Origin of the sequence: Rhodoferax sp., assembly GCF_014859475.1 — a bacterium.
Lineage (GTDB): Bacteria > Pseudomonadota > Gammaproteobacteria > Burkholderiales > Burkholderiaceae_C > Rhodoferax.
In genome coordinates this window covers 1-1,172 of record NZ_JACUUE010000351.1, presented here as the reverse complement: position 1 = coordinate 1,172, position 1,172 = coordinate 1, and the positions used below count along the sequence as shown (strand labels likewise).

The window sequence follows — 1,172 nt, the reverse complement described above, 5'->3', positions numbered from 1 at the left end:
CCCTAAGCCGGACGAGCCGGAACCAAACAAGTAATACCATGTTGCCTGCTGCTCAGTGACTGATGGGTGTTGATCATGGAAACGCAACTGACTAAACGCTACGCGACAAATATGAACGGTGTGCTGTCGTGCTACGACCGCATTTTGATCATTGGCACACTGCCCGGGGCCTGCTATGCGGGCGGTATGACGAGTTTTTTGTTCAGCAAAGGCATCCGCATATTTGACTACGCGCAGTTTGCAGAACCGCTGCGTGAGCGAATTCGCGCGTGTGCGCAAGAAGTCTGCAAGGCCGCCGACATTGAAATCGAACACGTCAGCAAAAGCCACATCCGCAAAGAAGACCTGGTGGCACGGGTGCTGGAAAAGCGCGGTGATGCCCCTGGCCTGGTGCACGTACTGTCAGCCATGGAAGCTTGCCCGAGCTACAAACCATGGCACAACAAGGCCACCGGTAAAACCTACCTCAGAGGCGATACCGGCAAATGCCTGCATTACTACTTTTACTTCATGGACGAAGACCTGGGCCTGTGCTACCTGCGCGTGCCCACCTGGGCACCGTTTAGCTTGCAGTTCTACTGCAACGGCCACAGCGCACTGGCGCAATCCCTCAAGCGCGAGGGCATTGACTTTGTACAGGCCGACAACTGCTTTTTACGCATCGACAACATGGCACGCGCCCAGGAGATAGCTGACAGTCTGAGCCCGGACATGCTGCACCAACATCTGGACAAGTATGCCCAGAAACTGTGCCCTGTGCTTGATGTCTTTGGTCAGACCTACCACTGGAGCATTCGCCAGATTGAGTATTCCACTGACCTGATGTTCAAGAGCACCGAGATACTGGCGCCTCTGTACGACACGCTCAGTCGCCAATCCATCTTGGCTGCTGACGCACCCCGGGTGGCAAGCTTTCTGGGCAAGAAGATCACACCGGTGCTGGCGCAAGAAATCGGTTCGCGCCTGAGCACCCGCATTGAGGGGCGCTGCATCAAACACTGCATGGGCTCGGCCAGCGTAAAAATTTACGACAAGTTTGGCCGGGTACTTCGAGTTGAGACTACCTCCAACGACATCTCATTTTTCAAGCACCACCGCAAAGTGGAACACCGCGACGGGCACAGCACGCGCGAGCTGGCTAGTCTGAAGAAGTCGATTTACAGCATCATCGA

The 1,172-nt window shown here is 55.3% G+C and carries 1 protein-coding gene; it reads left to right on the top strand.

All coding sequences use genetic code 11. From position 1 onward, the window contains the following. Positions 1-111: 111 nt before the first annotated feature. A partial coding sequence (locus IBX54_RS15175) for a hypothetical protein (protein ID WP_296543480.1) occupies positions 112-1,172 on the top strand: 1,061 nt, incomplete at its 3' end.